The sequence below is a fragment of the Bradyrhizobium sp. P5_C11_2 genome, from assembly GCF_054049755.1.
In genome coordinates this window covers 1-5972 of the sequence record NZ_JBFULT010000469.1, presented here as the reverse complement: position 1 = coordinate 5972, position 5972 = coordinate 1, and the positions used below count along the sequence as shown (strand labels likewise).

Genomic DNA, 5972 nt, shown 5'->3' with positions numbered 1-5972 from the left:
CACCTGCCGCATGTCCGCGGCCAGCTGGCGGTACTGCTCCCCGAGTTTCAGATAAAACTCCCGCTTCGCAGCGTCGGTGGCGAGCTTGGTGATCAGCTCGCATTCGGCGGTGAGCGTCTCGAACCGTTCCAGCCTGTCCTGAAGGTCTGTCATCGGCGTGTCCCCATCAAACGCCTCAAGGACACTCAACCTAAGCCCGGGAAATAGGTCACGGCGAACATCGTTATGGGGTAGAATTTCTTTTGTTCAAGGCGACGCCTTCGTGAGCTCGTTGCGACATCGAGGCAGGCAGCCGGGAGGTAGCCACATATTGACGCGCTCTCTGGCAGATGCCAGTTTCATCGGCGGTAGTGTCTGCAAGGACTCTTCAAGGGAATGCGGTGCGTCCGTCTCGGCGGGCAATTCCGCGGCTGCCCCCGCAACTGTAGGCGGATAGCCGACGACCAAACAAACCACTGGAGCCCCACGCGGGCCTCTGGGAAGGTGGTCGAAGGCGATGACCCGCGAGCCAGGAAACCTGCTGCCAGCCATGGTCACGCGCGAACGCATTGGGCGGGGTGCCCCGATGTCGGACAAGTAGCCGGTGCATCTGCCGCTTGGGGCGAAGGTAGATGGCTAAGGCAACCGCGGTGACAGTCTGTTTGCGTCGCCGCAGAGCGTTGTCGTGCAAAATCTTCATATCGGTGCTGGCGTTGCGCCAGCGTTTTCGCGTGTTTTCCTGATTGCCGCGCTCTCGTCGGCGTCGTTGTCTTCCACTGCCGTCGCCCAGAGCGCGGTTCAGGACAACCGGTCCCGGGAGGTTGGCCCGGTCATCGTCTCACCGCCCACTCCGAAGCCGGCTCCGGCCGTCGGCCCCGGCAATCAGCGATCCCGCGCGGCCCGCCGGGCCGCGGGACGCAATCGCGGCGCCCCTGTCGTCGCCGTTCCGGCGACCCAACCGCCGAGCGGCCCGGTCCAAACGCCGCTGAACACGGGCGCCGTCACTGAGGTCGGCTCCCGGCTCGGGATCACGGCCCGGGAGATGCCCGCGAGCGTAGAGGTCATCGACCAGCAGACCATACGGGAGCTGGGCATCAGGACCACCACTGATGTCGCCAAGTTGGCGGTCGGCGTGACCGGCGGCGATGCGCCGGGTGCACCCGCCATCTTCTCGATGCGCGGCTTTAGCGGCGACCAGATCTCTACCCTCTACAACGGCATCCCGATCGGTCCGTCGACCATGACCGGCCGTCCGATGGACACCTCCAATCTGCAGCAGGTGGAGATCATCAAGGGACCAGACTCGCTGGTGGCGGGCCTTGGCGCGACCGGCGGCGCCATCAACTACGTCACCAAGGCACCGCGCACCGGGCCGATCGTCAACGAGGCCYTCACCTCCTACGACTCCTTCAACGGCTATCGCGCCGGCTACGGTTCGGGCGGCAGCACGCTGATCGGCGGCCTCGACTACCGCTTCGACATCAGCCATTTCAACGACAAGAGTTTTATCGACGACACCTATTCGAAACTCAGCAACGTCTCCGGTCAGTTGAACTATCGCGTCAACGAGAGCCTGAAGGTCTGGGGCGCGGCCGAGTACAGGCAGGACAAGGACCGCTTCTACTGGGGAACGCCGCTGGTGCCGGCGAACGCTCCGGGCATCATTCCGACGAACGGCATCGTCTCGGGCCAGTGGACCAATTACTACCTCAACGGCCACACCGGGATGCTCAATCCGGTCACCATCGACGCGCGCACGCTAACCACCACCTACAACGTGCTCGACAACCACAGCGGCGCCAGCGAGCTCTGGCTGCGTAGCGGCTTCCAGTGGGACATCAACAACAGCGTCTCGCTGCGCAGCCAGGTCTACGGCTACGATGCGCACCGGCACTGGTTCAACAACGAGATCAATTCGTTCGACGATTCCGGCCCGAACAACGTCTATCGCGAGCGCCTGGCGCTGGACCATGCGCAGCGGCTCTATGGGAACATCACCGACCTTACCGTCAACTCGAATATCGGCGGCATGGACAACCGCTTCGTCGCCACCGTCGCGGCGAGCAGCTCGCAATTCAACGTTTCGCAGGACACGCTGTTCTTCTCGGACACGGTCGACCTGATCAATCCGGACCGCGGGCTCTACGGTCCGCGCAGCGACGAGAAGATCTATACCCACCTCGACACCGTCTCCCTGTCGTTCGAGGACCGGCTGAAGCTGACTTCGACATTCGCCCTGATCGGCGGCATCCGTTTTGAGAATATCGAGCTGTCGCGGACCCGCTTCGGCGAGAACGGCCTCCTGAAAGCCAACTATCCTTTCTCGACGACGTTCAAGCCGATCACCGGACGCGTCGGCTACACCTGGGACATCGCGCCCGGCGTGATGCTTTACAGCCAGTACGCGACGGCAGCCGACCCGACGGTGGCGAACATCTTCATCCTCAGGCCCACTACGCCGCTGCTACTGACGACGTCGCGGATCTATGAGACCGGCGTGAAGGTGCAATCGGCCGACAAGCGGGCCGAGGCCACGTTCTCGGCCTTCGACATCGAACGCAAGAACGTCTACGTCCCCGAGAGCGGCATCTTGTTCAACGTCGCCGGCAAGATGGCCTCCAAGGGCATCGAGATCGCGGCCGCGGTCAACCCGGTCGGCGGCCTGAAGCTGTGGGGCAATGTCGCCTTCGTGCAGTCGCGGTTCATCGACTTCACCTATGTCGACGGCAATGGCGACTTCCAGTCGTACTCGGGCAAGACGCCGCCGAACGTCCCGAACTTCATCGCCAATGCCGGGGCGTCCTATCGCTTCGACACGAAACTGCCGGTGGAGATCGGTGGCCTGGTCCGCCACGTCGGCGACCGCTTCAACTTCCAGGACAATCTGGTCACCATGAACGCCTACACGATCTTCGACGCATTCGCCTTCGTCGACATCCCCAAGGCCTATTTCCCGGGTGTCGACCAGACCCGGATCAGTTTTCGCGTCAAAAACCTGACAAACAAGCTCTACGCCGCCTGGGGCGATCCCGGTTACACCGACCAGATCATCCTGGGCGCACCGCGGAGTTACGAGGTGGCCGCTTCGTTCAAATGGTGAGGATGCAGCCTCTCCAATGTCGTCCCGGCGAAGGCCGGAACCCATACCGCGTGATCTCTCGATTGCGGAAGGCAGCAGTACTGAACGGCGAGTCTTCGCCAAACTGCCCCTGGGGTTATGGGTCCCGGCCTTCGCCGGGACGACACCGAGGGGAGTGAAATAATTACTTCTGCTCCAGCCGCCAGGCGCCGTCCCAGCCGGCGTCCGGCGGATTGGCCTCGAACTGCGCGATGCGGGCGAGCATGGTGCGCGAGGGACCGTCGCCGGGAACGGCTTCGAGCGCCGCGTTGAAGGCGGCACGTGCGTCGTCGAAACGGCGGGCGCGATAGGCGGCGAGGCCGTCGGCATAATGCGCGCGCAAGCTTTCCTGCTGCGTCGTGAGCGCGCCCGCCCTGCCCATCACCTCGAAGATGGGCTGCGGCGCGCTCTGGCCGGCGACCGCGAGACGATCAACCTCGCGGAGTTCGAGACCCGATCCGATCGCATCCGCGGTCGCCTGCGAGATCAGGATGCGGGTGCCGTAGACCTTGTTGACGGCCTCGAGCCGCGAGGCGAGGTTCACGGCATCGCCCATCACGGTGAAGCTCATCATCAGCTCGGAGCCGATGCTTCCGGTCAAGACCTCGCCGGTGGCGATACCGATCCGCAAGTCGCACGGCACCGGCATGGCGCGGATGCCGAGGAGATCCGGCAACTGCTTCTGGAGCGCCGGCACCTGATCGGCCATGTCGATGGCAGCACAGCCGGCGAGAAGCGCCTGCTCGTCCTCCTCGATGAAGGGCGGCCCCCAATAGGACATGATGGCGTCGCCGATATATTTGTCGATGACGCCGCGGTTGTTCCTGATTGGGCCGGACATCAGCGTGAAATAGTGGTTCATCACCTTGACGAGGCCGCGCGGGGTCATGCCCTCGCTCATCGAGGTGAAGCCGCTCATGTCGCAGAACATGATGGTCATCACCCGGCGCTGGCCGTCGATGGCGACTTCCGGCCGCTCGATCAGCCCCTGCACCACCTTGGGATCGATGTAGCGGCCGAAGGTCTCGCGGATCCGCTCGTTGTGGCGCAACTGCTCGACCATCCGGTTGAAGGCGGCGGCGAGCTCGCCGATCTCGTCCTGCGTCGACACCGTGATGGCCTTGTCGAAGCGGCCGGCCTCGACCTCGCGGGTGCCGGCCAGCAACAGCCGCACCGGACGCGTGATGCCACCGGAGACCAATAGCGCAAAGACAAATCCGACGATCGCCGCGAGGATGGTCACAATGCCCGAAACGATCATCGCCTGGCGCTGGTGGCCGATCACCTGCGCCGTGCTGGCGAAGACCTGCTTGAGCATGTCCGCGCGGATCGCGTCGATCTTCTGGTTGAACTGGTCACGCAGCGCGTCGAGATGCTCCAGCGTGCCGCGCATCTCCGTCATCTGCTTGGCATCGACCTGTTTGAGCAACTTGGCGTGTTCCTCGTTCATCCCCTGCCGCAGCTCGGTGACGACGGTCTCGATGCGCGTTTCGATCCGCGCCAGCGCCGCATTGTCGGAATGTGTCCTGGTGTCGTCGATGATCGCGTTGATGTGCTTGCGCGCACTCTCGGCCTCCTCGTCGATCTTCCGGTCCGCTTCCTCGAACTCGCGCAGGCGCGCCGCATAGGCCTCCTCCTCTGAGGGCGCCTGCATCTTCATCATAACCATCCGCCGCAGCGCCACCGACCGCTCCAGCGAGCGGATATTGGCGCGCGCCAGGTGCCCGTAGGCCGGGATGTAGCGATCGGTCAGCTCGTCCAGGAGGATGCCGACCTGGCTGGACATCACCATCGACAGGATCGAGGTGACCAGCATCAGGACGATCAATCCGAGGGCGATCCCGACGATCTTGCGCCGGATCGACTGGTTGAAAATCGGCATGGGTCCGGGACAATGGCTGAAAAGGGGGTCTGGGGACCTCAATACACCGGATTCTGGCTTGGGAACACGCGCAATCCGGCTGTTCTTGGCGTCCTGAACCGCCTGCCACCGTCGCGCGCGCCCCATTCGTTAACAAAGATTAAAGGCGCTACTTCTATCCCCCGTTGCACGAGTTCCCGCCTTCCATCCGTATTTTGCCGCATTGTTGCGTGAGCGTGAGGAATGCGAAACGATGCTGTGTCATCGTTTTTGATGTCGTCTTGATTCTCGAGCCGCATGTCGTCGCGGACTTTGGTTTGTACTGGTTTCGCAGGGGGACCACGGAATGAACCAGTGCCTACGCTCGCTCGCGTGTGTCGTTGCCGTGGCCGCTTTGGCCTTTCTCCCCACCGAGTTGGCAGCGAAGAGCAGTCACAAATCATCCGCGTCGAAGAAGACGCATGAAGCGAAATCCGGCAAGCAGCGCCATGCCGCGGCGGCCAAGTCGCGCCATGGCAAGCACGCCGCTGCCAAACGCAAGTCGAAGAAGCCCGACGACGAGCCCTCGGACAAGCCGGCAGCCCCGCCGCTCACCGGCGATCTCGCCGCGCTGAAGGACGCGATCGATCTGGCCCGCAAGGGCAAGACCGATGATGCAAGCGCGGCGCGCGACCGCATTGCCGATCCCGCCGGACAGAAGCTCGCCGACTGGTTCATGTTGCGCCATTCCGAGAGCACCGCGCCATTCAAGCGCTACGCCGCCTTCCTCGCCGCCAACCCGGACTGGCCGAGCAGCGCGCTGCTGCGCCGGCGCGCCGAAGCGCGGCTGTGGCAGGAGAAGAGCGACGCGGCCACCGTGCACAGATTCACCATGGACCGGCCGACCAGCGCCAAGGGCAAATTCGCGCTCGCCCGCGTGCTGCTCGCCGAGGGCGACAGCGACAGGGCCGCGCGTCTCGTGCGCGAGGCCTGGCGCACCGACGAATTGTCCGAACGCAGCGAGGAGGACTCTTA

2 protein-coding genes, 1 pseudogene and 1 riboswitch are annotated in these 5972 nt (G+C 63.8%); of the genes and pseudogenes, 2 read left to right on the top strand and 1 reads right to left on the bottom strand.

The window, feature by feature from the left end; translation table 11 throughout:
• Positions 1 to 328 precede the first annotated feature (328 nt).
• Positions 329 to 539, top strand: a riboswitch (cobalamin riboswitch).
• Between the two features lie 482 nt (positions 540 to 1021).
• A complete protein-coding gene (locus ACXJL8_RS31275; RefSeq protein ID WP_456686172.1) occupies positions 1022 to 3079 on the top strand; it encodes a TonB-dependent receptor in 2058 nt (685 codons plus the stop codon).
• 163 nt (positions 3080 to 3242) lie between these two features.
• On the opposite strand, the gene ACXJL8_RS31270 is transcribed toward ACXJL8_RS31275, so the two are convergent.
• Entirely contained in the window at positions 3243 to 4979 is a 1737-nt protein-coding gene (locus ACXJL8_RS31270; protein WP_456622441.1) for an adenylate/guanylate cyclase domain-containing protein, read from the bottom strand.
• 325 nt (positions 4980 to 5304) lie between these two features.
• Here ACXJL8_RS31270 and ACXJL8_RS31265 point away from each other — a divergent pair.
• A pseudogene (locus ACXJL8_RS31265) lies at positions 5305 to 5972 on the top strand (lytic transglycosylase domain-containing protein); the annotation flags it as partial.

Excerpts from the sequence above, each read along its gene's own strand:
- ACXJL8_RS31270 (WP_456622441.1), bottom strand. The coding sequence starts at position 4,979 with ATGCCGATTTTCAACCAGTCGATCCGGCGCAAGATCGTCGGGATCGCC.